30 protein-coding genes and 1 tRNA gene are annotated in these 25,565 nt (G+C 37.1%); 29 read left to right on the plus strand and 2 right to left on the minus strand.

Annotation, left to right across the window (positions count from 1 at the left end; genetic code table 11):
- Positions 1-87 precede the first annotated feature (87 nt).
- A complete protein-coding gene (locus AC27FM_RS00740) occupies positions 88-279 on the plus strand; it encodes a hypothetical protein (protein WP_487085261.1) in 192 nt (63 codons plus the stop codon).
- Positions 266-976 carry a hypothetical protein gene (locus AC27FM_RS00745; RefSeq protein ID WP_487085262.1) on the plus strand — a complete coding sequence of 237 codons (711 nt, stop codon included), beginning with the start codon at positions 266-268 and terminating at the stop codon, positions 974-976. Before AC27FM_RS00740 ends, AC27FM_RS00745 begins: the two co-directional genes overlap by 14 nt.
- 32 nt (positions 977-1,008) lie before the next feature.
- Here the strand turns inward: AC27FM_RS00745 and AC27FM_RS00750 are convergent, their stop codons facing one another.
- Complete coding sequence (locus AC27FM_RS00750; protein ID WP_487085264.1) at positions 1,009-1,191, minus strand: hypothetical protein; 183 nt, start codon at positions 1,189-1,191, stop codon at positions 1,009-1,011.
- Positions 1,192-1,349: 158 nt separating this feature from the next.
- Between AC27FM_RS00750 and AC27FM_RS00755 the strand changes: the two genes are divergently transcribed.
- The 14 genes from AC27FM_RS00755 to AC27FM_RS00820 all read left to right on the plus strand — a co-directional run bounded on the left by AC27FM_RS00755 (position 1,350) and on the right by AC27FM_RS00820 (position 13,196).
- Positions 1,350-1,478 (plus strand): hypothetical protein, encoded by a 129-nt coding sequence (locus AC27FM_RS00755; protein WP_487085266.1) that lies wholly within the window; start codon positions 1,350-1,352, stop codon positions 1,476-1,478.
- A gap of 242 nt (positions 1,479-1,720) precedes the next feature.
- Positions 1,721-2,767 carry a sulfurtransferase gene (locus AC27FM_RS00760; protein ID WP_487085268.1) on the plus strand — a complete coding sequence of 349 codons (1,047 nt, stop codon included), beginning with the start codon at positions 1,721-1,723 and terminating at the stop codon, positions 2,765-2,767.
- A gap of 147 nt (positions 2,768-2,914) precedes the next feature.
- On the plus strand, positions 2,915-3,562 hold the full coding sequence (locus tag AC27FM_RS00765; RefSeq protein ID WP_487085270.1) for a YdjY domain-containing protein: 648 nt from the start codon (positions 2,915-2,917) through the stop codon (positions 3,560-3,562).
- 11 nt (positions 3,563-3,573) lie between these two features.
- Positions 3,574-4,707 carry a TVP38/TMEM64 family protein gene (locus tag AC27FM_RS00770; RefSeq protein WP_487085272.1) on the plus strand — a complete coding sequence of 378 codons (1,134 nt, stop codon included), beginning with the start codon at positions 3,574-3,576 and terminating at the stop codon, positions 4,705-4,707.
- Positions 4,708-4,734: 27 nt separating this feature from the next.
- Positions 4,735-5,388: a TVP38/TMEM64 family protein gene (locus AC27FM_RS00775; RefSeq protein ID WP_487085274.1), complete on the plus strand. Its 654-nt coding sequence runs from the start codon at positions 4,735-4,737 to the stop codon at positions 5,386-5,388.
- A 15-nt stretch (positions 5,389-5,403) separates the two neighbouring features.
- Positions 5,404-6,660 carry an ABC transporter substrate-binding protein gene (locus tag AC27FM_RS00780; protein ID WP_487085275.1) on the plus strand — a complete coding sequence of 419 codons (1,257 nt, stop codon included), beginning with the start codon at positions 5,404-5,406 and terminating at the stop codon, positions 6,658-6,660.
- Positions 6,661-6,682: 22 nt separating this feature from the next.
- Complete coding sequence (locus AC27FM_RS00785) at positions 6,683-7,528, plus strand: ABC transporter permease (protein ID WP_487085277.1); 846 nt, start codon at positions 6,683-6,685, stop codon at positions 7,526-7,528.
- A gap of 179 nt (positions 7,529-7,707) precedes the next feature.
- Complete coding sequence (locus AC27FM_RS00790; protein ID WP_487085279.1) at positions 7,708-8,316, plus strand: ABC transporter permease; 609 nt, start codon at positions 7,708-7,710, stop codon at positions 8,314-8,316.
- Between the two features lie 2 nt (positions 8,317-8,318).
- Positions 8,319-9,308 carry an ABC transporter ATP-binding protein gene (locus AC27FM_RS00795; RefSeq protein ID WP_487085281.1) on the plus strand — a complete coding sequence of 330 codons (990 nt, stop codon included), beginning with the start codon at positions 8,319-8,321 and terminating at the stop codon, positions 9,306-9,308.
- Positions 9,308-9,979 carry a TIGR04283 family arsenosugar biosynthesis glycosyltransferase gene (locus AC27FM_RS00800; RefSeq protein ID WP_487085283.1) on the plus strand — a complete coding sequence of 224 codons (672 nt, stop codon included), beginning with the start codon at positions 9,308-9,310 and terminating at the stop codon, positions 9,977-9,979. Before AC27FM_RS00795 ends, AC27FM_RS00800 begins: the two co-directional genes overlap by 1 nt.
- 2 nt (positions 9,980-9,981) lie before the next feature.
- Positions 9,982-10,983, plus strand: a complete 1,002-nt coding sequence (locus tag AC27FM_RS00805) for a phosphotransferase family protein (protein WP_487085285.1) — start codon at positions 9,982-9,984, stop codon at positions 10,981-10,983.
- The gene (locus tag AC27FM_RS00810; protein ID WP_487085287.1) at positions 10,980-11,606 is read left to right on the plus strand and encodes a TIGR04282 family arsenosugar biosynthesis glycosyltransferase; all 627 of its coding nucleotides are present in this window, start codon (positions 10,980-10,982) and stop codon (positions 11,604-11,606) included. Before AC27FM_RS00805 ends, AC27FM_RS00810 begins: the two co-directional genes overlap by 4 nt.
- 2 nt (positions 11,607-11,608) lie before the next feature.
- A complete protein-coding gene (locus AC27FM_RS00815) occupies positions 11,609-12,475 on the plus strand; it encodes a nucleoside hydrolase (protein WP_487085289.1) in 867 nt (288 codons plus the stop codon).
- 394 nt (positions 12,476-12,869) lie between these two features.
- Positions 12,870-13,196 (plus strand): rhodanese-like domain-containing protein, encoded by a 327-nt coding sequence (locus tag AC27FM_RS00820; RefSeq protein ID WP_487085290.1) that lies wholly within the window; start codon positions 12,870-12,872, stop codon positions 13,194-13,196.
- A 366-nt stretch (positions 13,197-13,562) separates the two neighbouring features.
- Here the strand turns inward: AC27FM_RS00820 and AC27FM_RS00825 are convergent.
- A tRNA-Sec gene (locus AC27FM_RS00825) sits at positions 13,563-13,659 on the minus strand.
- A gap of 302 nt (positions 13,660-13,961) precedes the next feature.
- On the opposite strand from AC27FM_RS00825, the gene prdC reads away from it, so the two are divergent.
- From prdC to selB, 13 genes are all read left to right on the plus strand, one after another.
- Positions 13,962-15,263 carry a proline reductase-associated electron transfer protein PrdC gene (prdC, locus tag AC27FM_RS00830; protein ID WP_487086057.1) on the plus strand — a complete coding sequence of 434 codons (1,302 nt, stop codon included), beginning with the start codon at positions 13,962-13,964 and terminating at the stop codon, positions 15,261-15,263.
- A gap of 23 nt (positions 15,264-15,286) precedes the next feature.
- Positions 15,287-17,230 (plus strand): D-proline reductase (dithiol) proprotein PrdA, encoded by a 1,944-nt coding sequence (prdA, locus tag AC27FM_RS00835; protein WP_487085292.1) that lies wholly within the window; start codon positions 15,287-15,289, stop codon positions 17,228-17,230.
- Positions 17,231-17,256: 26 nt separating this feature from the next.
- Positions 17,257-17,559: a CBO2463/CBO2479 domain-containing protein gene (locus AC27FM_RS00840; protein WP_487085294.1), complete on the plus strand. Its 303-nt coding sequence runs from the start codon at positions 17,257-17,259 to the stop codon at positions 17,557-17,559.
- Positions 17,559-18,011 carry a glycine/sarcosine/betaine reductase selenoprotein B family protein gene (locus AC27FM_RS00845; protein ID WP_487085296.1) on the plus strand — a complete coding sequence of 151 codons (453 nt, stop codon included), beginning with the start codon at positions 17,559-17,561 and terminating at the stop codon, positions 18,009-18,011. Before AC27FM_RS00840 ends, AC27FM_RS00845 begins: the two co-directional genes overlap by 1 nt.
- A 27-nt stretch (positions 18,012-18,038) precedes the next feature.
- Positions 18,039-18,284 (plus strand): hypothetical protein, encoded by a 246-nt coding sequence (locus tag AC27FM_RS00850; RefSeq protein ID WP_487085297.1) that lies wholly within the window; start codon positions 18,039-18,041, stop codon positions 18,282-18,284.
- 93 nt (positions 18,285-18,377) lie between these two features.
- The gene (gene prdD / locus AC27FM_RS00855; RefSeq protein WP_487085299.1) at positions 18,378-19,118 is read left to right on the plus strand and encodes a proline reductase cluster protein PrdD; all 741 of its coding nucleotides are present in this window, start codon (positions 18,378-18,380) and stop codon (positions 19,116-19,118) included.
- 25 nt (positions 19,119-19,143) lie between these two features.
- Positions 19,144-19,623 (plus strand): glycine/sarcosine/betaine reductase component B subunit, encoded by a 480-nt coding sequence (locus AC27FM_RS00860; RefSeq protein WP_487085300.1) that lies wholly within the window; start codon positions 19,144-19,146, stop codon positions 19,621-19,623.
- Positions 19,624-19,643: 20 nt separating this feature from the next.
- Positions 19,644-20,660, plus strand: a complete 1,017-nt coding sequence (locus AC27FM_RS00865; protein ID WP_487085302.1) for a proline racemase family protein — start codon at positions 19,644-19,646, stop codon at positions 20,658-20,660.
- 15 nt (positions 20,661-20,675) lie between these two features.
- Positions 20,676-21,575 (plus strand): TSUP family transporter, encoded by a 900-nt coding sequence (locus tag AC27FM_RS00870; RefSeq protein WP_487085304.1) that lies wholly within the window; start codon positions 20,676-20,678, stop codon positions 21,573-21,575.
- A 46-nt stretch (positions 21,576-21,621) separates the two neighbouring features.
- The gene (selD, locus tag AC27FM_RS00875) at positions 21,622-22,644 is read left to right on the plus strand and encodes a selenide, water dikinase SelD (RefSeq protein WP_487085305.1); all 1,023 of its coding nucleotides are present in this window, start codon (positions 21,622-21,624) and stop codon (positions 22,642-22,644) included.
- Positions 22,645-22,778: 134 nt separating this feature from the next.
- Positions 22,779-23,372 carry a sulfurtransferase-like selenium metabolism protein YedF gene (gene yedF, locus AC27FM_RS00880; protein ID WP_487085307.1) on the plus strand — a complete coding sequence of 198 codons (594 nt, stop codon included), beginning with the start codon at positions 22,779-22,781 and terminating at the stop codon, positions 23,370-23,372.
- 13 nt (positions 23,373-23,385) lie between these two features.
- On the plus strand, positions 23,386-23,655 hold the full coding sequence (locus AC27FM_RS00885; protein WP_487085308.1) for a putative Se/S carrier protein: 270 nt from the start codon (positions 23,386-23,388) through the stop codon (positions 23,653-23,655).
- A gap of 8 nt (positions 23,656-23,663) precedes the next feature.
- Complete coding sequence (gene selB / locus AC27FM_RS00890; RefSeq protein ID WP_487085309.1) at positions 23,664-25,565, plus strand: selenocysteine-specific translation elongation factor; 1,902 nt, start codon at positions 23,664-23,666, stop codon at positions 25,563-25,565.

Genomic DNA, 25,565 nt, shown 5'->3' on the forward strand with positions numbered 1-25,565 from the left:
GATAACATTTTATGTATAATAAAAGATAATTACATAGGTCTATTTTAGTATTTTTTTAAACAAAAAGGTAAAAAAGAGGATTAAAAATTGAATTTATTGATGAAAATTGACAGATACCTAGGAATATTCTTATTAGTGGTAGCTGTTTTGGGATATTTCTTTGGTTGGTTCACGACAAATTACTTGTGGTCTGCCGCCGGAGCTGGTTTACTATTAATTGTTATATCATTTACATCAGACAAAAAGGATCCTAAGGAGAAAACTCATGGACGACAATAAGAACATTACTTTTGAAGATTACATAATGTTTAACTCAGCACGATTCGCTAATAGTTATAGCGATTTGATCGAATGGATCGAAAAAATCCAAGTTGCTGTTCAAACTGAATTGAATATTAGTGGTGAATTCGACGATAGGATGGAGTTAGCTTCATACCAATCAATTGCTGATGATTTTGCACAAATAGCTTATGATTTAAGTTATGAGTTTGCGAGATTCAATAGTAATATCACCAAAAAAAGTATCAGTGCGATTGCTTTAGAACAAGCTATTTTGTTCCAATCTGAAAATGACGAAGAAGATGTCAAAGAAGAGTTTGATTCATACAAGAAGGCACATGTGAATGCATATGATTCTTTCTTAGACTTAATTGAAGTATTAGGCAAGCTGAACGAGCGTTATCCATGGGTAGAATACACCAATTCAGAGGGAATCTATAAGCTTGATATCATGGATCTATTTTTGATGATCGGTCAATTTTACTTTATGGGCATGGAAAATTATTCTGAAAAAGACTCAGAGGCATACACAAACTTGATGCATGTCATGTTTGATCAATTAGAATTAACCAATGAAATCAATGCGGACTTAACTAACTTAGAAATAACATATATTAAAGATGCCGAAGATGCGATTTTTGAAGGTATCGAACGTCTTTCTGCTGATAAGGCAGGCGTACCTTATATTCAAGAATAAAAAAAAGCTGGCGTAAGCCAGCTTTTTGGTTGTTAATTTACTTTTTTACGACCTTCAGGTGTATATTGGTTTGCCTTATGTCTACGATATAGATAATAGATTCCACCAATGACTGCAATGATTATAACCAGTGGAATAGCAACATGAATGATCAAGAAGCTAACAACCACAATAATTAGAACCCATTTTAAGATATTTAAAAATATATCGGCCAATTAAATTCTCCTTTTTTAATCTGTGACTATATAATCTTACTTATAAATACGATTGTCAAGAATTAAGCAAAAAGGGTTGACTATTGGATAGTATCATAGTATGATGACCTTCATCGCTACCTCTTAGATATACGGAACACAAAGGAGGCGTGAATAATATGAAATACAGAATTTTATTAGATTTGGATAGTCAATTATTCACAGCAGTGGACATTAATGATAGCAATCGCTTTGGTAATGGTACAACCATCGAAAAAGCTATCGAAAATCTCAAACACGCTGCTTAATTATAGTTAATCAAGGACTGAAGTGAATTTCACTTCGGTCTTTTTTTTTGCTTAAAATTTATATTTTACGCTATTTGAAAACAAAAATATACGTTTGAATGAAAATAACACATTTTTTTGAAAACTATTATTATTTTTGTAAAAAAATAGCTTTTATGCCTATTTTGTATTGTTTAGTAAAGAATGTAATTATATAATGAAAACGGTCACAAGGTCACAATTAGGAATGGGGGAAAAGCAGTATGAAAAAAAGTAAGGCCATACTTTTTGCCATAATGGGATTATTGCTTACAATCGGTTCGGTATTTTATTTTTCAAATCCAACCGAAGTAGAAGCAAAGTCCTATTATGCACAAAAGGATGACACTGAGAAAACGGAGGGTCCTCGAGTCTTTGTTAGTCCACATTGGGTTAACAATGTTATCAAGGGGAAAACTGATGTGAAGGATTATCAAATTTTTGAAGCTTCTTACGGAAACGATAAGACTTTCAAAAAGGGTCATATTCCAGGTGCTGTTCACATCAATACAAACTCAGTTGAATCTGAAAAGAATCAATGGAATTTGTTATCTGCTGAACAAATAAAGAAATTATTACTAAAGAATGGTGTTACAAGTAACACTACTCTGATCGTATATTCTACTGATATTAGTGCCGCTTCACGTGTTGCCTTTGCAGCATTGTGGACTGGTGTAAATAATATCAAAATCGTAGATGGTGGATACGACGGTTGGAAACAATCTGATTTCAAAGTTCAAAAAGGTGCAGCTAAGAAAGTTAAAGCAGCAACTGACTTTGGAGCAGATGTTCCAGCTAACGCTAAATATGAAGTTAAAACACCAGCTGAATATTTAGCAATCAAGAAAGACAATCCTGATGCCATCCTTGCAAGTACTCGTGCATGGAAGGAATTCACTGGTAAGACTAGTGGTTATTCATACATTAAGGATAAGGGTGAACCAAAAGGTGCCGTATATGCTAAGTCAAGTAAGACTAGTTCAGATGTAAAATATTTGTTGAACAAAGACGGTACTGTTAAGACTGCTGATCAATTAGCACCAACATGGAAGAAGTGGGGAATCGAACCTACAAGTGATATTTACTTCTACTGTGGTACTGGTTGGCGTGCAACTGTTGCATTCTTTATCACTTACCAAGCTGGCTGGGATAATGTTCACGTTTATGATGGTGGCTGGTTCTCATGGGATAAAGCTCACAAGAAAGACCCATCTAAGTATCAAGTACAAGTTGGGGATCCACGTTCTAAAGACGTAAAGATTCTTAAATAGTTTCATTGGCTTAAAGATTCATCGACTAAATTATCAGTTAATAGTAAAAAGACGACACATGGTTTTAATATATTAATCCGTGTGTTTTGTCGCGTTGTAAATTAAATGAACTGAAAACTAGTTTTCAAGTTCCTGGGGGAAATAATAATGAAAAAGAAACAAATAATTCTTAGCTTCATTGCTTCATTCTTATTAGTAGTAGGAATGGCATTTGCAGTTTCAACAAATGTTCAAGCTAAATCATCTACTGAGGGTGTAACTACAAGCAAACCTTATAAGGTTAATAAGAAGAAAAAAGAATTTACATTGCTAACAACAGTTGACGGTACATACTTCACACAAGGTACACGTCACGTAATCGTTAATACAGATGGTTCAAACGGTAGCAAGACATTGCTACAAACAGAAGTTACTCCAAAGCAATTTTATGATGGTATGAAGAAACTTGGCGCTAAGGGTGGCAACAACCTTACAAAGAAATCAAAAGCTGGTACAAAGATCAAAGGTACTGCTTTAAAAGTTTATTTCGTAATCAATGGTAAGAGAGTTAAAGCTGAAAAAGCTGTTCAAGTAAATGGTAAAAATGTTAAGAATCTAGACTTCAGATTTGGTGGCAACATGGCAACAAACAACAAAATGGGTACAGGATGTGTTCTTTGCTTTGACAGTTGTCCAGTAGGTATTGCTTCAGGTGCTAAATATGGCTTCAGCTACGGCGAACATTTCACAGGTAAATCAAGTGTTCTACCAAAAGATGGTAAGAAGATGGCTGTTGTTGTAAAAATTGCAAAGTAGGTGAATGATGTATGACTAGGTTGAGAATACTATACAATGCTGTTTTCATTGGTTTATTCTGTTCACTCCTAGCCTGGAAATCTACTTGGCTAGAAATGCGCTTCTCATTAGGCTGGATTATACCTATTGTGGCAGTAATTGTTTATTTATGTTATTTGTACTATGGAAAGAAATTGAATCAGAATTGGGCAATATTTAGATTTTCTCAGACTTGGATAACGACGTTGGTTTCATTTGTTCTTCTATTAATGCTTAATGGTTGGCAATCATTGGTGGTAATCACAGGTGCGACTGTTCGTGAGTTGTTCCACGCTCATTGGGATCTAACTACTACTGCTCTGATCGTAGCAATTGTTTTATTAGTTTGGTTAGTTGTATTAGGAATCGATAGTCACTTGCATCCCGTTGCTAAGTTAAAACAAGGTGATGAGATCAAGGAACTTACTACACAGAGTAAGATAAGCTTGGTTGTTACAATCGCCTTTCTTGTTATTCTAGTTGGCGCATACTATGTAGTTCCTGGTTATCATGACTTCATCAATAAGATGAGTGTTATGTTAGCCAAACTAGATATCAAAGCTGTTCGTGATTATATCAACAGTTTTGGTTTCTGGGGACCATTGATTTCAACACTTTTGATGGTGTTCCAGTCAGTCTTGGCACCTCTACCAGCTTTCGTATTGACATTTGCGAACGCATATCTTTACGGTTGGTTCTTTGGTGCAATTCTCTCATGGTCAAGTGCTATGTTGGGAGCATTACTATGCTTCTACATTGCCAAAGGAATTGGTCGTCCATTAGCCGAAAAAGTTATCACAAAGAGAGCTTTGGCTAAGATGGATGGGTTCTTCAATGATTATGGTGATTACACGATTATTATCTTGCGTCTATTGCCGTTCATATCATTTGATGAAGTCAGTTATGGTGCTGGATTCACTGATATGAAAGTTGGAAAATTCTTAATTGCGACAGGAATTGGACAATTACCAGCAACGATTGTTTATTCATTTGTAGGTGAGAGTTTAGGTGGAAGCAAACTAATGCTCTTCATGGGACTCATTGCCTTCATTATCTTGATTGTTGCTTCACTAGTTGCTAAAAAAGTTATGCAGAAGAGACAAGAAAAGAAGATGCTTTCTGAATAATTGTGCTCTGCTCTAAGGAGTGTGAATATGAAAAAAGTTACAATCTTTGTAGTTTTAATGGTAGTTGGAGTTTTCATTTTTTATAAGACGGGCTTGATAAGTGAATTAAATGATGTTGCTTCTATGCAACATTGGTTCCAAGCGCAAGGATTCATAGGATACTTTGCATTTATCTTGCTTTGTATCATTACTGCTGTGTTTATGTTACCGGGTGGACTCTTGGCAATCGTTGCCGGGATCGTATACGGTGGATTCCTTGGCGGTCTGTTGACGGTTATCGGTAGTACAGTCGGTGCAAGTATTTCGTTCATCTTGGGAAGAACGTTATTAAGAGATGTAGTAGTTGAAAAATACAGCAAGAAACCTGCATTCGAGAAGATCATGCGCGGTGTAGATGAGAATGGAATTTCATTTCTGATCTTGACTAGATTAGTACCGATTTTTCCATACGCACTTCAAAGCTATGTATATGCCTTGACTCCGATGAAGTTTTGGAATTTTTCACTTATATCAGGAATTACCATGTTGCCAGCATGCTTTATCTACGCATATATGGCATCGGATATATTGACTGAAGGACTATCGACTTCCTTGTCAATAAAGTTTACAATATTAGGCGTTGTTCTGTTTTTGCTGACGTATATTCCAAAGAAAATAGGGCAGCACAAAAAAATGATTTAATTGGGGGAAAATATTTTGGGTAAAAAAAAGAGGATTTTATCCATACTATTTGCATTGTTGGTACCACTATTAGTACTAGCAGGTTGTTCATCAAATAGTGATAAGAGTAGTTCAAAGTCTACTGAACTACCATCAAGTTACAAAACAGCTTTGAAAGAAGCTAAGGGTCAAACAGTCACTTATTATGGCTTTGGTGGCTCAGATACACAAAATCGTTGGATCGACGAAGTTATTAAACCAATGATGAAGAAAAAGGGCATCACAGTTAAACGTGTTCCTATGGATATCGATGATATCCTCAAGAAGCTAACTACTGAAAAAGAAGCTGGCAAGAAGAGCGGTAATATCGACGTTGTATGGATCAATGGTGAGAACTTCTACACTGCTAAGAAATTAGGCTTGTTAGATGGACCATTGGATAATAGTTTGATTCCAAATATGAAGACATACATTTCTTCAAGTGATTCTGATGCAAAACGTGATATGAATACATCGATCGATCACCTTGAAGTACCATATGGTAACGCACAATTAGTAATGATCGGTAACAAGACTATGTTTAATGGGGATTATCCAACTAGTTCTGAGAAGTTATTGGATTGGGCTAAGAGTAATCCTGGTAAGTTGACTTATGTTGCTCCACCAGATTTCACAGGTAGTGCTTTCATTAGAAATATTATTTATGAAACAGTTGGTTTCGATGCAATCAACAATGCTCCAGCAACAAAAGAAGGAATTTACAAGGTTATCAAACCTAGTTTGGACTACTTAAATGAGTTGAAACCATATCTATGGCAAGAAGGTAAGACATATCCTAAGACATCTGCTCAAATGGATAAGATGTTTGCTGACGGTCAAATCGCTATGGACTTCTCATATAACCAAATGTACGCTGCTACACAAAAAGCTGATGGTAAATTCAACGATGATGCTGAATCATTTGTATTTGATAAAGGAACTGTTGGTAATTATAGTTATCTTGCAGTACCAAAGACTGCTCCTGATAAAGCTGCAGCCGTAGTCCTAGTCAATACAATGTTGAGTAAAGAAGCACAAACTCAAAGACTTAAGTTGAAATACGGTGCCTCAATTCCACCATATTCAAAAGGTAGAGTACCACAGGAAATTACAGATAAGATCAACGAAACATCTGACAAGAATGGAACACTTCCAGTTGATACACTTAACAAGAAGAGACTTCCAGAAGTTTCAGGTAAGAAGATTCCAATTATCGAAGATCTATGGAAAGAACACGTATTAAATGCTAAGTAGGAGAAAGTTATTCTTTCTACTTATGCCATTTTACTTATTCTTTACACTGTTTTTTATCAGTGCAATGGGTAAGTCATTCATTACTAGTCTCGGTTATTATCCAATTTTAGGTATGAAAAAACTCAGCTTCAAATATTATGCAGAGGTATTCCATTCACAATCATTTTTTGATGTCTTTGGTAGATCATTCTTCTTTGCTCTTATGAGTGCGGTTTTGGCATGTCTATTAGGATTAATGTTAGCCGTGTACTTTAGTAAAAAAAACAATCTTATATCAAGATTGTTTTTTAGAATCTCGCAATTACCGGTGATGTTGCCTCATATCTTCATTGTCTTGGCATTGCTTCAACTGATCAGCCAAACAGGAACACTATCGAGTGTATTCTTTAAATTAGGAATTATCTCCGATGGTTCAAGTTTTCCGTTGTTGGTCAATGACCAACATCAAATCGGTATATTGCTAACGTATATTTGGAAAGAAGTACCTTACGTCATAGTTTCATTAGTCTTAATTTTGCGTCAATTAGACTCCAGATATAATGTCGTTGCGACAAATCTTGGAGCATCTAAGACGAAAACTTTTTTCTATATAACTTTGCCACTGATTCAATCGGCGATCATGAACGCCTTTATTATTAATTTCTCATTTAATTTTGGTTCATATGAGGTTCCCTTCCTATTAGGTAATCAGACGAGGGAACTGATCCCGGTTTATATCTACAACCTGTACGTCCAAGGGGATTATACTAAGCTACCGTTGATCATGAGTTTGAACTTTGCGTTGTCAATTTTCTCGATCTTGTTCGCCGCAATTGCTCTGTTGATCAGTAGACATATTCCTGGTGGCCACAAAGGGGCGGTTAGATGAAAAAAGGCATGAATATTTTTATATTTATATTTTTTATAATATTAGTTTTCTTACCGCTTTTAGTAATCGTACTTTTGGCTTTAAGTAGAACATGGGTCTATCCCAATTTACTACCTAAAACTATCAATTGGGGTTATTACTTCCATTTTCTGTTTACGAATAAAGAGCTACTGGATTCAATGACTAGTAGTATCTCGCTGGCACTAGGAACAATTGCATTGACGATGGCTATCGCCTATCCGACTGCGATCGCAATCAGTTATTTTGACTTTAAAGGCAAAAAATTACTGAGTGTTTTGGTTTATTTACCACTGATCGTCCCTAGTACGGCATTGTTAACTAACATGGACTTCATTATGATCAAGTATGGCTTAAACGGAACTTTTCTGGGTGTTATCAGCATTCATACACTGTTCTGCTTACCTTATGCTATCAAGTTGTTAGTAGATAACTTATCACTACTACACAATCATTATGAAGTAGTTAGTAAGAACTTAGGTGCATCGACTTGGCAGACCTTTACGCATATTACCCTGCCACTGAGCAAAAGTGGACTACAAGGTGCTGTCATGATGACTTATATTGTTTCAATGACACAATATCTAGCAACGTTATTGATTGGTGATGGTAATTTCCTTACTCTATCAGTAAGAATGTTTCCTTTCACACAATCAGGAAAGTACCAATTAGCAGCGATTTACGGCATTACTTTCATGCTAGTAACCTTGATTCCATTATATTTGATCGATGTATGGATAACTAACTATGGTAGAGGAGTAGAAAATTAATTTTGTATTTTTTAAAGAATATATCGCAAACTAAAGGACATACTGAAATATTAAAAGATATTAATTTTCAGATACCGGACAATAGCATTTTTGCCATACTAGGTCCGTCAGGAAGTGGGAAAACTACTTTATTAAATATTTTGGCAAAAATTGATTTCGCTACCGCTGGTAGCTTTGTTAGTGACACGGATGACTCACCTAAGGGAATCATGGTCTTTCAAGATTATCGATTATTCCCACACATGGATGTATATCACAATGTGACATTTGGATTGAAAGTTTCCGGTGTCAAAAAAGATATAATGAGAAAACGTGCGACAGAGATAATGGAAGTCGTAGGTATCAATGAATTAGAAAAGCGATATCCTGATGAATTGTCAGGTGGACAGCAACAACGTGTCTCACTGGCGCGGGCGTTGATTTTGAAACCACAATTATTATTGATGGATGAGCCATTTTCTAGTTTGGACGAGGGTTTGCGAATCGAAATGCTCAACTTCGTTAAGAAGTTGCAACGAGATCTGCACTTGACAGTTATCTTCGTCACTCATTTCAAAGATGAAGCTTACATGATTGCGAATGAAATTGCCGTCTTGATAGATGGACAAATTATGCAAATTGCTAGTCCAGTTGAGATAGACAAGAATCCAGCTAACATCAAAGTTGCTAAGTTCTTAGGTCAGGCCAACTTTATTGACGGTGAGGTCAAGGATGGAGAATTTATCTCACCTATATATAAAGGTAAAGTTAAGTCTGACGACATCGAAAATAAGGTATTGTACTTGCCTTATTCCGGTATCGTTCAAGCTGAGAAGACACCATATCCGGCCTTTGAAGGGCAAGTGATCGATGCTATTTGGCTAGGTGGCGGTAGAAACCGCCTCACGATTCAAGTTAATGATCAACAAATATTGATCGATTCTACTGATTCAACGATTGAAGTTAATCACAGTTACCATTTTTATTTCTCAAGAATTCCGGTGATTTATTAATGTGGTTATCGATCGTTATTCCCACTTATAATGATGACGAGACCTTGACTAGGTTATTGGATCAAATCAGTAATTGGGACTTGGAAGGCGTAGAAGTTATCGTCGTCGATGGCAAAGCAAGACTGAGACCGAAGCTAGTACCTTCGTTTGTCAGATACGTTGACTGTCAACCGAGTAGAGGAAAGCAATTGCGTCTGGGAGCTAGGTTGGCCTCAGCAGATAAAATATTGTTTTTGCATTCCGACTCTTGGTTTGAGCAGTCACCGATCGACATCTTAAAGATGACAACTGCGCAAGTCGGATTCTTCAAATTGCGATTTGATGATCGGTCATTGTTTTTTAGAATCCTAGAATGGGGTTCCAATGTACGTGCCCATAAGGGTAAATTGATCTTCGGTGATCAAGGATTATTGGTCGAGAAATCATTGTATATCAAAAGCAAGGGTTTCCCTGATCAACCTTTGATGGAAGATTATGAATTAAGCAATCGACTTTCCAAACTTACGAGCAACTTTGTTCAATTTCCGCTGGAAATATGGACTAGTACGCGAAAGTACAAACGAGAAGGTAGGGTCAAGACCTTCTTTAAGATGCAAACAATCAAGATCATGTACAAACGATTCAAGATTGATACTGACACGTTGCGTCGACTTTATTACAAAGGAAAGTAAAAATGGAAAATCAAATAATAACTAAAATTGAAAATTATATTCAAAAGAATAATCTTAATGATAAGTTAGGCTTGGCTTCAATTAAGACGATTAGTTTTTTGGCTCAAGGTGAATATAATCGTAATTTCTTGATCACGGATGAATTAGACAAACGTGTAGTATTCAGAATAAATTATGGTTCACAAATAGGAGTAGAGAAACAGGCGCGCTATGAGTACAATGCACTCAAGATTCTTGCTGCCAGTGAACATACTCCTAAACCATTATTTTTAGATGATCAGCGAAATTACTTTGATCATGATATTTTGATAGAAGAATTCTTGCCCGGTGAACCATTGGTATACCATCGAGACTTGAAAAAGGCAGCCGAAATATTGGCTTCCATTCACCGCTTAAAGTTATCTGCTGATGATTACGATAAGCTAAAAGTCGAGAAGGATCCGCGTGTTGATCGACTAGAGGAATCTAACAAGTTACTTGAACCGGTAATTGGTACGACTAAGTTACCAAGTGAACAAGTAAAGAATTTGTTATTATTGAAGGATTGGTGTGAAGAACATGTGGGCGACAAGTATTTTGAAGATCGTCCAATGTGTCTGGTCAATACTGAAATAAATTCTAATAATTTCTTGATAACTGATGATTACGGCTATCTGATCGATTGGGAAAAACCAGTCATTAGTAATGCAGTTCAAGATTTGAGTCAATTCATGTTAGAGACGACTACACTGTGGAGAACGACTGAGACACTGGACGCTCAACAAGTTCAAGAGTTTATCCAGAGATACTCTGAACTGACCGATCGACCTTATGATGAGATTGCATCTGATATTCAAGTTTACATGCCATACATGCTGTTACGAGCATTATCTTGGTGTGCAATGCTAGTCGCTACTTACGACGACAAGCCTATTCAGAACGTTGAAATATTGCATCGTTGTCAAGAGTATATGGAACCAAGCTTTGTATTACCGTTATTCAAGAAGTATGGGGTGATGATTTGAAAAAAGATGCATATATTATCTTTTCTAAGATTCCTGAGGCAGGATATGTTAAGACGAGATTAGAACCAGATTTTAGCGCTGACGGAGCGGCACATATACAGTCGTTGATGTTAGATAATCTTATTAATTTAAGCACTGAATTGTCAAAGAGTATGGCAGTGTTTTTTGTATATCAAGGCAGGGATCAAGTTACAACTGATAATTTCTTGAATAAATTACCTGAGTTCATCAATGTATTTCCTCAAAAGGACGGAAATCTCGGTTATAAGATGAGTGACGCTATCGAGACCGTTCAACATTTGGGATACGATAAAGTCGTATTGACAGGTAGTGATATACCTCAACTCTCTAGTGAGCTGATCAAGAGTGCGATGGACGCTCTAGATACGAATGACATTGCACTCGGTCCCACTTTTGATGGTGGATATTATCTTTTTGGAACCAATGGAAGTGATGTATCACAATTCTTAGATACTGATATTTCTTGGAGTACTGACACTGTATTAAATACTACAAAAAAAATTATAACTGATGCCCACAAAAAATTATTTCTAACATCAACGATGATCGATGTTGATTTTAAGGCTGATTTGGAGAAGGTTTCAGCTTATATTAAGGAATAATTATGAAATTAATATACGATTGTGACGATACGATTGGATTGCACGGAAAAGATGTTGATGATGGATTGACACTGTTGTATTTGTATCAACAAAGGTCAGTGGATATATTAGGCGTCAGTTTAACGTTTGGTAATGGTACTCTCGCAGAAGTAGTTCAACAAACTGACATTTTGAAGTCCAAATTCGACTTAGACGTAGATGTCTATCCTGGTAAAGAAAAAGATGACCGTAGTAGCGAAAAATCGCCTGCAGGGAAGTTTTTGGCACAAACTGTTGCCAAGTACCCAAATGAAGTGGTCATCCTCGCTACTGGAAGTATGGCTAATCTACGCGAAGCAGCAACGATTGAACTAAACTTCTTCAAGCTAGTTAAAAAGATCGTGATCATGGGTGGTCGATTTGATCCTATGTTTATCAATGAAGTTCCGATCGGCGAACTCAACCTTTCGATCGATTACTCTGCATCTGAGCTCGTGCTCAACAGTGAAGCTGACTTGACAATGATAAGTGGTCAATACATTTCTAATACCATGGTAAGTCGGGACGAACTTGCACTCTTGCATGAATCAACTGACGACAACTATCAGTGGTTAGACAGCGCTGTTCGTGACTGGATGGACTATACCGAGGGGATATGGAACATTCCGGGCTTTGTTAACTGGGATGGCATCACCGCACAGGCATTGCTTGAACCAGACTATTTTGAGTTTGAAGATTATTCTATTACTGCTAATTCAACTGGCTTGATGTCAGGATACATACAGAAGAATGATTCCAGTTCACGTCAAGTGAAAGTAATGACTAAGATAAAAGACTTAGCACGTATAAATGAGATATTTTTGAACACCTTAAATAATTATTGGAATTAGGTTTGGTTTTTATGAAAACTATTAAAATTTTGTTATTAGCAATTATCCAGTTGGCCTTACTTTGGCTTCCTTACGAATTGCAAGTGTTATACGACACTAGAATGGGCTTCATGCGTCAAATATTATTCATGAACGAAACTTATCCAGTTAATCTGGTAATCTATCTGTTTTGGATATTAGTTGTATTATCAGTCTTGTTATTTGCGCTATCAAAAAATAGGACCAAATTAAATTTTATTTGGCTATTGATTCTGACGATAATAGTTGTTACTTTAACAGTAGTTATCGGCACAGATTCATCTATGTATGCCTATGATTTAGCTAGCTTTAGTTTAGCTTTATTAGTTCAACTAATAGTTATAATAATAAATACGAACAAAGAGAGGGATTAATTATGTCAATTTTTACAAAAATCGAAAGTATTTCAATAGATGATTTTAAGAAGATTCTACCTGAACATCCAAATGTTATTGATGTACGTAGACCTGACGAATATGAAATAGCACACATTCCTGGTGCTATTAACGTTCCTTACAAGACAATTAAGAAGTTCGAACCTAAAGGCAAGACTTATATCATTTGCCATTCAGGTGTTAATAGTGTTAAATCTTCTAAGAAATTGACTGCTAGAGGTTTCGATGTTGTCAATATCGAAGGTGGTATGATCAAATGGTACGGCAAAGCAGAACGAGGTAATGGCGAAACATTTGATGTGAAATAATTAACAAGATACATTTAAGACTTTCAATTTACTGAAAACAATAAATTGAAAGTCTTTTTATTTTGTCATTTTATAATAAAAATAAATTAAATTTATGATTAATATGCCTTTATAGTAATATTCCAAACGAAAAAGTGTACAATATTTTTGTAAAAATTATGACTTTTTCGCAAGGTTTGAAACAGTTATTTTCATTAGACTATGTGAACTAGTTCACTATTGATAAGGCTTGTATGCGTGGTTATAAAAATAATCATGTTTGAAAACGATTAAATTATATTTCAACGGAAAAAGACCACACCGACTTAATCGATGTGGTCTTTTAATTTTTTTATCTTGAACCGGTAGGATTCAAGTTTATTTGCTTGGCGGGAATGTGTGGGAATCGAACCCACCTAAGAAGCTATTAACCCCTCATGCTAGTTTTGAAGACTAGAAGGAACACCAGAACCTATCCACTCCCACATTCAAATTTATCATAACTCAGATATATGTCAATACAAAATAGCAAAAGAATTAAATGTTTTATAGTAAAACTTACGATTGATTATTTCTTGATTATAGTGACGAAATAATCAATCTTCACAAATCAATTTAATGAAAAATTGTCAAGGAATAATACACAAATGTTTCAGTAGGTTTAACGCTTACAAAAAAATAAAAAAAATTTGAAAATTCATGGAAAAAGTCCCGTAATTGTGATATTGTGAACATGCAAACGGAAATGAAAGTGATTCAATAGTTTACTTGGAAGGAGGTGAAATGATGGAAAAAGTCACGTATTTACTAAAACAGCATGTTGGAAAACCCGACACACCAATTGTTGAGGTTGGAGAACATGTACTTAGAGGACAACTTATCGCAGAACCAAATGGCTTGGGTGCAAATATCCATAGTAGTCTTACTGGTACGATTGCTAGTATCGAGGATGATCGTATCGTGTTAGATCCTGATGAAGAACAAGATATTGATGATTTTGTTAAGATTCCTGATTCTGATGATTACCTTACAGATATCAAGAATGCTGGTATCGTTGGTGCCGGTGGCGCTGGTTTCCCAACTGACGTCAAGTTATCAAGTAAGGTTACAGATGGATATTTAATCGTGAATGCGGCTGAGTGTGAGCCATTATTAGCTCACAATACGTTGCAGGAAGAGAAGTATGCGGATCAAGTTGTTCGTGGAATGCAATACTTGATGGAAATTACAGACGCGAAACAAGGTTATATTGCTGTTAAGAAGATACACCATGCTGCTGTCTTGGCATTAGGCAAGGCATGTAAAGATGTCCCAGACATCAAAGTTAAATTCTTAACTAATATGTATCCTGCTGGTGATGAACGTGTAATCATTCGTCAATTGTTAGATATCCGCCTCGAACCTGGCGAATTACCAATCAAGGCTAACGCAATTGTTCAAAACGTTGAAACAGTCAAACGTGTAGCCGAAGCGATTGAGTTAAGGAAACCATTTATCGACAAGGATATTACAGTGGATGGTCGTGTTAAGGAAGTATCGACCGTCTTCGAAAACATTCCAATTGGATTGCCAGCCAAGCACTTTATTGATGCCGCTGGTGGTTATGTAAATCCACATGGAGATATTACTGTTGGTGGTCCATTTACTGGACACACAGGTGATGAATCTACCCCAGTTACTAAGACAACTGGTGGATTTCTTGTTGCAATGCCATACCCAATCGTTCATAAGAAATTTGGAATTTTGGAATGTGAGTGTGGTGGTCAAGAACCTCGTCTACGTGAGATTGTTGATAAGATGGGAGGAGATGTAGTTTCCTTCCGTCGTTGTAAGCGTATGGTTTTAGTAAATGGAAGATATCGGTGTAATCTACCCGGGATTTGTCCTGGGCAAGCAGAAGCAGTTCTTGGAATGAAAAAAGAAGGCGCAGAAGCAATTTTGACTGGAACATGTCAAGATTGAACGAATACCGTCACAGGTATAGCTCCTCGTGTAGGAGTTCCAGTTTATCATTCAACAGATCATGTTTTAAGAGCAGCAGGTCATAGATTATATCGAAAACTTCCAGAAGATTTTCAATCTAAATAGTTTTCAAGGGAGGCAAAGACGGTATGTCTATAACTAAAGAATTAGCAATGGATCATATTAAAGATCCAGCAGTTTTATGCTGTAGAGCTGAAGGCGGAATTACAATCGAAGCACCAAATTTGGAGGATCCTTCATTATTTGATGATTACGTGGATTCAGGCCTTCTTGAATTGCCAGATGATGTACTTACAATTGGGCAAGTTTTAGGTGCAACTTTAAAGGTAACAACAGATGCACTTATTCCATTAACACCAGCAAACGTTGATAATATTCAAGGTACTGCTGATGATGCTGAAGAAGAAGTAGCTGACGATGACAGTTCAGAGGAAGCAACAGCTCCAGAAACTGATCAACAAGTAACTGCAACACCGGTTGCAACGGCCGCACCAGTTGTACAAACAACAGGCGGTTCTAATGGTTCAATTAAGATCGATATTGCAGAAGGTAAAGGAATTCATTTGGAAGTTCCTTTAGTAGCTGCAGCTCAATCAGTTGCACCAGCAAGTGCAAACAACGTTACACCAGTAGCTCCAGAAGCTGCTGCATCAGAAGCAAATGCTTCAAGTGATGACGTTGCCAGCGATGATCAAGTAGAAACAAAAGTGATTAGAGAATTAGAACGTGATCACTTTACGATTGATACTGTAAAATTCGGTGACAAGACCGAAATCGATGGAACAACACTTACAATTAGAACACCTAAAGATTTGTGTGCTGAAGCTGCTGAAACACAAAAATTAGTAAAAGATTTGACTTTGGAAATCATTACACCAGACAAGTACGATGAATATAGTGAAACAATCATGGATGTTCAACCAATTGCATGTAAGGCAGAAGGCGAAATCGGTACAGGTGTTACACGTGTATTGGATGGCGTAGTATTCATGCTTACAGGTACAGATGAAAACGGAGTTCAAATTGGTGAATTCGGTTCATCTGAAGGTGAATTAAGCAAGAACGTTCTATGGGGACGTCCTGGTTCACCTGACAAGGGTGATATCCTAATTAAAGCTCAAGTAACAATTGAAGCTGGTCGTAACATGGAGCGTGTAGGTCCATTGAGCTCACATAGAGCAGCTGATATTATCGTCCAAGAAATCAGAGATGCATTGAAAGATGCTGATGAAGGATTGGTAGCAAGTAAGGAAACACTTCAACAAAAACGTCACCCTAACCAAAAACGTGTCGTTATTGTTAAGGAAATCATGGGACAAGGTGCAATGCATGATAACTTGATCATGCCTGTTGAACCAGTAGGTACATTAGGAGCAAAGCCAAACGTAGACCTTGGTAATATCCCTATTGTTCTATCTCCATTAGAGGTCCTAGATGGTGGTATCCATGCATTGACATGTATTGGACCTGCATCTAAGGAAACTTCTCGTCATTACTGGCGTGAACCAATGGTTACAGAAGCTATGAACGACGAAGACATTGACTTAGTTGGTGTTGTATTCGTTGGATCACCACAAGCTAATACTGAAAAATTCTATGTTTCTAAGAGACTTGGAATGATGATCGAAGCTATGGGTGTTGATGGCGCTATCGTAACTACTGAAGGTTTTGGTAACAACCATATTGATTTTGCTTCACATATTGAAGAAATCGGTAAACGTGAAGTGCCAGTAGTTGGTATGTCATATTGTGCCGTTCAAGGTGCATTGGTTGTTGGTAACAAGTACATGGACGCAATGGTTGATAACAACAAATCAGCACAAGGTATTGAAAACGAAATTTTCGAAAACAATACATTATGCCCAGAAGATGCTATCAGAGCTCTTGCAATGTTGGAAACTAAGATGGCAGGCGGAACTATTGAAAAACCTGAACGTAAATGGAATCCAAACGTTAAAGAGTCAAATATTGAGGTCATCGAAAAACACGACGATCGCAAGATTGAATTAGCACCAAATGAACAATCATTGCCTAAGAGCAAGAAGAGATTAGAGATTTACGAAAAAGAATAATGCAAAGAAAGTAAGGTTTGAATGAAATGGACAACTACGATAAGTTAAATTATGGATCAACTGAAACACTCTATGAAGGAATTATTACAGAGGTTACAGATGCCGGCGTATCCATTGATCTTAAGGGAAGATTAGGCGAACTAAAGATCCCTATGAGAATGTTGATCAGTCAGCACGAACCTAAAGTAGGTCACGAAGTTGGTTTCTTGATGTCTTATCCAGAAGTCTTATCAGAAGAACCAAACGAAAAATACGTTCAAGCTATGAATGATTATAAAAAGCATCAAGCTGAAATCAAAGAACGTACGAAAGAAAGGCAGGAAGAATAATGGCTTTAAAGAAATATGACGGCTTACAGTCTGAAATATTCGTTCCAATTACTCCTAAACCTGTTTGGGCACCTGTAACTAAAGAACTAAAAGACATGAAAATTGGTATTGTTACTGCAGCTGGTGTTCACCTAAAAACAGATAAAAGATTTAACCTCGCGGGAGATACTTCATACCGTGAAGTTCCTTGGGATGCTAAGGACGATGAATTAATGGTATCCCACGGTGGATACGATAATAGTGATGTTAATAAAGATATTAATTGTATGTTCCCATTAGCTAGATTACGTGAACTAGCTGATGCTGGATTCATCGGTGGTGTTGCCCCCGTTGAATACACATGCATGGGTGGTGGTGGAGACCAAGACGCTTTTACTAACGTAACTGGTCCAGCCATTGCTGAAAAATTGAAGAACGAAGATGTCGATGGCATCATCATGACAGCTGGTTGAGGAACTTGCCATAGAACTGCCGTGATCGTGCAGAGAGCAATTGAATCCGTAGGGATTCCAACAATTATAATAGCAGCGCTACCTCCCGTAGTTCGTCAAAATGGTGCACCAAGGGCCGTTGCTCCACGTGTACCAATGGGGGCAAATGCCGGTGAGCCACATAACATCGAAATGCAAACAGGTATTGTTAAAGATACATTGGAACAGTTGATCGAAATCCCTTCAGCTGGAAAGATCGTACCTTTACCATATGAATATATAGCTAAAGTTTAGTTTAGCTATCGAAGGAGGGTTGAGTAAACTCTCCTTTTTTAGATAAAAAGTTAGGCCAGACTTACTAAATGTTTGCAAGGGAGCTGCTGATAAATGAAAAATAATGTATTAAGTATTAAAGCTTTTTCAATGCAATCAGTTAAATTTGGTGAAGATTATCATTTAGCTAGTGATAGCCTCACCATCCCAGAACATCCATTATTCGAGCTGGATGATCGGCTCAAGTATTTTGACATCAAATTAGTTGATCCCAAAGATTGTCACTTTAGGATCAATACGATTATGGATGTTATTCCGATATCTACGAAAGTACTAGGTGAAATTGGCAGTGGACTTTCTCACACACTCACAGGAGTTAGCGTTATTTTAACTGGCGCTGATGAGACAGGGATCCAGCTGCACGAGTTTGGTTCATCAGAAGGATATTTGGATGAAAAAATCAAATTCGACCGAGATGGAACTCCAGATTCTGATGACGTAGTCATCTTGTTGAATGTAGTTTTGAAGAAGGATTTCGAATTCAATCGTGAGACGAGTGAAATGGTGTTTAGAACCGCCGACGAATTCCTTCAGCCAATCAGAGATCAACTAAAAATGATCAATGGGCGACAAGCAAGTGAACAGTTTGAATATGTAGATACTCCTAGACCTGGCAAACCTAAGGTAGCAGTCGTAAAAGAAGTTGCTGGACAAGGCGCAATGTATGACAATGTGCTGTTTGCAAAGGAACCAAGTGGAATGGAGCAGGGAATCTCTATTATTGATATGGATAATATGCCCGTGCTATTGACCGCAAATGAGTATCGAGATGGCGCTATTCACGCGTTAGTTTAAAAAAACTGCAGAGGAGGAACCGGATATGGGAATTGGACCTTCGACTAAAGAAACAACCATGCATCATTTTCATGATCCATTAGTTAGAGTGGTTGCTAATGATCCCGATGTTGATTTTCAGGGAGTTGTTATAGTAGGCACTCCACAAGATAATTATTTAAAAAACTTGGTGGGTAAAAGAGCCGCGGTTTGGTTACAGTCTATGAGGACCAACGGTGTGATTCTTTCAGCTGATGGCTGGGGGAATTCCGACGTTGATTATATGAACACGATGTCCGAGATAGGAAATCGGGGAATAAGTGTCGTAGGCTTAAAATTCATTGGAACGCAAGCAGGTTTTGTGGTTGAAAATGAACATACCAAATTTGTCGTTGATATAAACAAATCCGCCAAAGGTATTGAAACTCAAGTAGTTGGTGAGAACAACTTGAATGAAAAAGATGCTCATAAGGCTTTGGGGTTGTTGAAATTAAAAATGCGACATGACAATCAACAGGTAAATTAAATAAATGAGGGAGAATTATCATGCAATTTAACAGATCACTTACAGTAATTGATTCACATACAGCAGGGGAAGCAGCACGAATTGTTACCGGAGGTATGCCAAAATTAATCGGTAATACAGTTGCAGAAAAGAAACAATACTTGATCGATCATTATGACAAGATCAGAACATCAATTATGTTAGAACCAAGAGGACATAATGAAATGTTCGGTGCTTTCTTAATGGAGCCATCAAATCCAGAAGCTGACTTTGGTATTGTCTTCATGGATACTGGTGGTTACTTGAACATGTGTGGTCACAACACTATCGCTGCTGTTACTGCTATTGTGGAAACAGGTATGGTTGATGTAGAACCTGATGCAACAGAGAAAGCTGTAACGCTAGATACTCCAGCTGGTTTGGTACGTGCAATTGCACATTTAAGCGGTGATCACAAAGTAGAAAGTGTATCATTCAAAAATGTACCATCATTCTTGTACAAACGTGACGTTGAAGTAGACGTACCAGATATTGGAAAGATCAAACTTGATATTTCATTTGGTGGTAGTTTCTTTGCAATTTTACCTATCGCCGAAGTTAATGAAAAGATTGATCCAAAGAACGAACAAAAACTTGCTGAAGTAGGTATGAAGATTCTTCATGCTGTTAACGATCAAGTAGAAGTTCAACATCCTGTTTTGGATCATATCAAGACAGTTGACTTAGTAGAAATGTACGGTGAACCAAAGGATGAAGAATCAACACTTCAAAACGTTGTTGTCTTCGGTGATGGTCAAGTTGACCGCTCACCTTGTGGAACAGGTACAAGTGCTAAGTTAGCAACACTATATACAAAGGGTGAATTAGGGATGAATGAACCATTTGTATACGAAAGTATTTTACAAACAAAATTCAAAGGTCGCGTAGTTGAAGAAACAAAAGCAGGAGATCTGCAAGCGATCATTCCAGAAGTTACAGGTTCAGCATGGATCACAGGTTTCAATAACCTAGTATTTGACCCAACTGATCCTTTGACAGATGGCTTTGAGCTCAAGTAGGGGAGGCAAACGCCAATGATTTTAACAATAGTACAAGTTGTACTTGCCGTCTTAACCGTTTATATGCTTATTATATTTGGTAAGGATTATGCAAAACACAAACACGAAAAAGACGGAAGTGTTCCAGTTGCAATGGGAATTGGTTTTATCGCCAATTTCTTCGACGCATTAGGAATTGGTAGCTATGCGCCAACAACATTAATGTTCAAAATAACAAAATATTTAAAGTCCGATAAATTGATTCCGGGTACTTTGACCGTTGCATGTTCGATTCCGGTTATTGCTGAAGCAGCAATGTTTACTAGAACTATCGAAGTTGAGGGTACAACCCTTATCAGCATGGTTATTGCTGCCGCATTAGGATCATTCTTTGGATCAAAGATCATGAATAAGTTTGATGAAAAAATCATCAGAATTATTATGGGAATTGCTTTGGTTGCCACGGCTGTATTAATGCTACTTTCTCAATTTGGTGTATTAACAGCCTTAGGTTCAGGTAACAAAGCGATTGGACTTCACGGAATCAGCTTAGTAATTGCCGTTGTTGGTAACTTTATTCTAGGTGCATTGATGACAGCTGGAGTTGGACTATATGCTCCATGTATGGCGTTGGTATATATGTTAGGAATGAGTCCTGCAGTTGCTTTCCCAATCATGATGACTTCATGTGCTGTATTGATGCCTATCGCAAGTAGAGAGTTCGTTAAGGCTGGTAACTACAGTCGTAATGGTACTATCGGTATCACACTTGGTGGTATTGTTGGTGTTGCTATTGCTGTTTACTTTGTTAAGAGTTTGGATCTATATCTATTAACATGGTTGATCATCATCGTTGTTACATATACTGGAATTTCAATGTTGATCCAAGGTATTAGACAAAAAGAAAACAAAGACGCAGAAGTGAATAATGGTTAATATTTAAATTTTATAATTTGTATGTTATATAGGAAGGAAGATTATTATGGATACAGCTGAAAAATTGATTGTTTGTGGTGGTTGTAACGCAAAGTTAGGACCAGGCAAATTGGAGAACATTCTTAAAGATTTAAACCAAGAAAAGAAACCTGATGTTATGGTGGATTTTGAAACAACCGATGATGCAGCTATCTTAAAGATAAATGAAGATACTGCTATCATTCAAACAATCGATTTCTTCCCATCTATGGTAAATGATCCATATTTATTCGGTCAAATCGCTGCAACTAATGCTCTAAGTGATGTATGGGCTATGGGTGGTACAGTTGTTTCTGCATTGAATATCGTTTGTTTCCCTCAAGAGAAGAATCCAGCAATTTTGAAGAAAATTTTGCAAGGTGGTTTGGATAAGGTTATCGAGTCAGGTGGTTTCTTGGCTGGAGGTCACTCCATTCAAGATCAAAAACCTAAGTATGGCCTATCAGTTAACGGTATCGTTTCACCTAAGAAGATTTTGAGAAACAATACTTGTAATATCGGGGATGATTTGATCCTTACTAAGCCATTGGGTGTTGGTATTCTTACTAGTGCATACAGTGCTGAAGAAGTTGATGAAGAAGCATTTAACAATGCTGCTGAATCAATGACAACATTGAACAAATATGCCGCTGAAATCATCCGTGAATACCCAGTTAGTGCATGTACTGACGTTACTGGATTTGGATTATTAGGACACCTAAATGAATTCTTAAATGATAAATTCACAGCAAAATTGGATTCAACAAGTATTCCAATCTTACCTTCCGCATATGAATGTGCTGAGGAATTACTAGTTACTGGCGGAGGCCAGAGAAACCGTAATTTCTTGGACGGTAAAATTAAATTCTCGTTTGATGACAACGCTTTGGAAGAAGTACTATACGATCCACAAACGTCTGGTGGATTACTATTCAGTATCGATCCTAAGTATACTGATGAAGTGCTTGAGAAGTTGAATAAACTAACTTTACAAAGTGCTAAGATCGGTCAAGTCGTTGAAAAAGGCGACTACGAAGTTGTCGTAGACTAAAAGATATAATGAATCATTGAATTGATAATCGTCAATTTGATGGTTTATTATGGCAAGTGGGTAATATAGATTAACCACTTGCCATAGTAAGCCATAAGGTGTTGCTATGAATTATCAATATATGGAGGGTTATTATGAAAGAAATAGATGCATTGGGTAAAATTTGTCCAACACCAATTATTATGTCAAGAAAGGCATTGAAGACAAACGATGAGATCGTAATCAAAGTGGACGACGACATGGCTCCACAAAATCTCAAGAAATTGGCTGATCAAAAAGGCTATGATTATAAAGTAACTGACAATGGTGATGGGACCTTTGATGTTTACTTGAAGAATGATCCAGATAAGGCAGCTGAGGAGAATACTGCCAAACTCAATGATCAAGGTGAATCATATGTAGTTGTTATCAATACAGACGTAATGGGACGTGGAGACGATAAGTTAGGTAAGAACTTACTTCACATGTTTGTATATTCACTTACTGAACAAGATGTTTTACCAGACAAGATTCTTTGCTACAACGGAGGAGTTAAGTTATTAGTTGAGGGTTCTGATTACTTAGACGACTTGAGAGCATTGCAAGAAGCAGGAGTTGAAATTTATGGTTGTGGTGCTTGTCTAGACTTCTTTGGACTAAAAGACAAGTTAGCAGTTGGTTCAATTTCTAACATGTTTGAAATCGTTCAAGTTATGACGAAAGAAAATCGTATCGTAAGACCAGACTAGAGGCGTATGAGTAATGTCGAATAAATTTGGATTAATGACGTTCAAGAATACTCATCAGGCAATCAAGGTAAAGGAATTCATTGATGGCGATTCAGAATTTGGTGCAAACATTATTTCTACACCCGGTCAAATATCAGCTGGGTGTGGAATGAGTTTGCGATTTAATTATGAAAAAAAAGATGAGTTGAAAGAAGTAGTCAAAAAAGAAAACCTTGATTATCAAAATATTTATCAAGGTACCCGTTCAATCGGGATTCAGAGTACATATACTTTAGATAACTAGGAGATACTATGAAAAAAATTGGTCAAGATCAAATAATTATTGCTACTGCTGGCCATGTTGATCATGGTAAAACAACTCTGATAAAAGCTCTTACTGGTATTGATACAGATACCACAGCTGCCGAGAAAAAACGTGGTTTAACGATTAACTTAGGATTCGCATTTTTTGATTTACCTAATCATGAGCAAGTTGGTATCGTGGATGTACCTGGACATGAGAGGTTCTTAAAAAATATGATCGCTGGTCTTAGTGGGATAGACTTAGTTTTGTTAGTCGTGGATGCTGCTGAAGGTGTCATGCCACAAACTAGAGAGCATGTTGATATCATGTCCCTATTAGGAATCGATAACTATATTGTTGTATTAAGCAAGGTCGATACGGTTGACGATGTCTTAAAGGAATTAGTGACGGAAGATGTTAAGGAATTTTTGAAGGACCACAACATAGAAGCTCCGATCATCGGAGTCGATGCTATCAGTGGAACCGGAATGGATGAACTAATATCTGTCATGGATAAAAAAGTTGATGCTATCAAGAAACCTAAAAATAACGGGATTCCTAGGATCAATGTTGATAGATCTTTTTCAATCAAGGGTTTTGGTACGATCATTACTGGAACTTTACTTGAAGGTGAAGTTCATAATGGAATGACCTTAGAAGCCTTTCCTAGCGGTAAAGAAGCTAAAATCAGAAATATTCAAGTTCACGATGAGAATGTTGATGAGGCACTACCAGGTACTAGAACTGCAATCAACTTGGCTAATCTTAAACCAGACGACGTCAAGCGTGGAACGGTCCTAACACTACCTAATAATGTCAACTCAACTTGGATGTTGGATGTTGACTTCAAGATGCTACCTGACGGCGATGCGAGTTACATCAACTTGTGGAGCAGAGTCAGAGTTTATTTGGGTTCGCGTGAAATAATCGCTAGAGTCGTACCGTTAGGTGAAGATACTATCAATCCTGAAAATGATAATTACTTGCAGTTGCGCCTAGAAGAGCCAGTTGCTGTAAAAAAGGGTGACCGCTATATCTTGAGAACTTATTCGCCAATGCACTTGATCGGTGGCGGAATAATTCTTGATCCTAATCCAAGTAAGCATCGTCGCTTCAACGAAAAAATTCTACAACAATTGTCTGTACAATCATCAGGAAATCAAGAAGATATGTTGACTGACTTCCTGATCAACGGTTCTGAAGTAGGTGCTACTGAGGCCGAGATCGCAGATTATTTGAATATATCAGTTGATAGTGTTCACGAAATGGTTCAAGAATTGATCGAAGACGACAAGGCTGTTCAAATTATGGACCTAGTTGTTCATTCTGAAAAATTGAGCGAATTTAAGGATTCTATTGTGAATGTCCTAAATGAGTATCATAAGAAGAATCGATTACAACCAGGGATGTCAAAAGAAGAGTTGACGGCAAAATTCCAAAATAGTTGCCCTAATAAAGTCTTTGAAAAAATACTTAATCAAATGAATGATGACAAACAAATCAATCTGCTGAGTTCAATTGTTTCTGCAGGTGATTTCAAGGTCAAATATAATGATTATCAAAAGAAAGCATACAACCAAATTATTAGTGAACTTAAGAAAGATCCATTGATGCCTCCAAAGCAAGAAACATTAATGGACAATGATAAGACTAAAATGGAAGTTTTAAGAGCTCTTGAGGGCAATGAGATAGTCCGATTGAGTGAACAAAACATTATGCTGAAATCCGCCTTTGATGACGTAACTCATCAAGTTGAAGAATACTTGAGGGATCACGGCACTATGACTATATCCGAATTTAGAGACCTTACTGGTGCCAGTCGTAAATATGGCATGCTTATTTTGGAATATATGGATAAGCAAAACATTACTAGACGTAAAGAAAACATGAGGGTTTTGGTTAAAAACTAG

The organism is Companilactobacillus sp. y65-5, assembly GCF_057541095.1.

What these genes read in the sequence shown, in the direction of transcription:
- AC27FM_RS00745 (WP_487085262.1), top strand. Translation starts at nt 266, where the DNA reads ATGGACGACAATAAGAACATTACTTTTGAAGATTACATAATGTTTAAC.
- AC27FM_RS00755 (WP_487085266.1), top strand. Translation starts at nt 1,350, where the DNA reads ATGAAATACAGAATTTTATTAGATTTGGATAGTCAATTATTCACAGCA.
- AC27FM_RS00760 (WP_487085268.1), top strand. Translation starts at nt 1,721, where the DNA reads ATGAAAAAAAGTAAGGCCATACTTTTTGCCATAATGGGATTATTGCTT.
- AC27FM_RS00765 (WP_487085270.1), top strand. Translation starts at nt 2,915, where the DNA reads ATGAAAAAGAAACAAATAATTCTTAGCTTCATTGCTTCATTCTTATTA.
- AC27FM_RS00770 (WP_487085272.1), top strand. Translation starts at nt 3,574, where the DNA reads ATGACTAGGTTGAGAATACTATACAATGCTGTTTTCATTGGTTTATTC.
- AC27FM_RS00775 (WP_487085274.1), top strand. Translation starts at nt 4,735, where the DNA reads ATGAAAAAAGTTACAATCTTTGTAGTTTTAATGGTAGTTGGAGTTTTC.
- AC27FM_RS00785 (WP_487085277.1), top strand. Translation starts at nt 6,683, where the DNA reads ATGCCATTTTACTTATTCTTTACACTGTTTTTTATCAGTGCAATGGGT.
- AC27FM_RS00790 (WP_487085279.1), top strand. Translation starts at nt 7,708, where the DNA reads ATGACTAGTAGTATCTCGCTGGCACTAGGAACAATTGCATTGACGATG.
- AC27FM_RS00800 (WP_487085283.1), top strand. Translation starts at nt 9,308, where the DNA reads ATGTGGTTATCGATCGTTATTCCCACTTATAATGATGACGAGACCTTG.
- AC27FM_RS00805 (WP_487085285.1), top strand. Translation starts at nt 9,982, where the DNA reads ATGGAAAATCAAATAATAACTAAAATTGAAAATTATATTCAAAAGAAT.
- AC27FM_RS00815 (WP_487085289.1), top strand. Translation starts at nt 11,609, where the DNA reads ATGAAATTAATATACGATTGTGACGATACGATTGGATTGCACGGAAAA.
- AC27FM_RS00820 (WP_487085290.1), top strand. Translation starts at nt 12,870, where the DNA reads ATGTCAATTTTTACAAAAATCGAAAGTATTTCAATAGATGATTTTAAG.
- prdA (WP_487085292.1), top strand. Translation starts at nt 15,287, where the DNA reads ATGTCTATAACTAAAGAATTAGCAATGGATCATATTAAAGATCCAGCA.
- AC27FM_RS00840 (WP_487085294.1), top strand. Translation starts at nt 17,257, where the DNA reads ATGGACAACTACGATAAGTTAAATTATGGATCAACTGAAACACTCTAT.
- AC27FM_RS00845 (WP_487085296.1), top strand. Translation starts at nt 17,559, where the DNA reads ATGGCTTTAAAGAAATATGACGGCTTACAGTCTGAAATATTCGTTCCA.
- prdD (WP_487085299.1), top strand. Translation starts at nt 18,378, where the DNA reads ATGAAAAATAATGTATTAAGTATTAAAGCTTTTTCAATGCAATCAGTT.
- AC27FM_RS00860 (WP_487085300.1), top strand. Translation starts at nt 19,144, where the DNA reads ATGGGAATTGGACCTTCGACTAAAGAAACAACCATGCATCATTTTCAT.
- AC27FM_RS00865 (WP_487085302.1), top strand. Translation starts at nt 19,644, where the DNA reads ATGCAATTTAACAGATCACTTACAGTAATTGATTCACATACAGCAGGG.
- AC27FM_RS00870 (WP_487085304.1), top strand. Translation starts at nt 20,676, where the DNA reads ATGATTTTAACAATAGTACAAGTTGTACTTGCCGTCTTAACCGTTTAT.
- selD (WP_487085305.1), top strand. Translation starts at nt 21,622, where the DNA reads ATGGATACAGCTGAAAAATTGATTGTTTGTGGTGGTTGTAACGCAAAG.
- yedF (WP_487085307.1), top strand. Translation starts at nt 22,779, where the DNA reads ATGAAAGAAATAGATGCATTGGGTAAAATTTGTCCAACACCAATTATT.
- AC27FM_RS00885 (WP_487085308.1), top strand. Translation starts at nt 23,386, where the DNA reads ATGTCGAATAAATTTGGATTAATGACGTTCAAGAATACTCATCAGGCA.
- selB (WP_487085309.1), top strand. Translation starts at nt 23,664, where the DNA reads ATGAAAAAAATTGGTCAAGATCAAATAATTATTGCTACTGCTGGCCAT.